The 252-nt window shown below is 65.9% G+C and carries 1 protein-coding gene; it reads left to right on the forward strand.

The features are described from left to right. A partial coding sequence (locus tag ACM6I5_RS22245; protein ID WP_414884731.1) for a hypothetical protein occupies window positions 1-252 on the forward strand: 252 nt, incomplete at both ends.

The following is a 252-nucleotide window of genomic DNA, read 5'->3' on the forward strand; positions in this document are numbered from 1 at the left end:
CTCGACGTGGCGGGCGGCGAACTGACCGTCTACGAAAAAAACCTCACCTACGGCACTGACCCGGATGCCCCGACCCTGACCCAGACCGGCACCTTCACCGTCAATGCGCCGGATGGCCTGCAAACCCTGACCGTCGGGGGTATCGCCATCGTCACCGCAGGTGTCGCCGCGGGCTTCCCGCAATCGGCCGAGACCAACACCGGTGCGCTGTTCACCATCACCGGTTACAACCCGGCCACTGGCGTGGTGAGC

This window comes from Pseudomonas sp. IT-P171 (assembly GCF_949767765.1).
Classification (GTDB): domain Bacteria; phylum Pseudomonadota; class Gammaproteobacteria; order Pseudomonadales; family Pseudomonadaceae; genus Aquipseudomonas; species Aquipseudomonas fluorescens_B.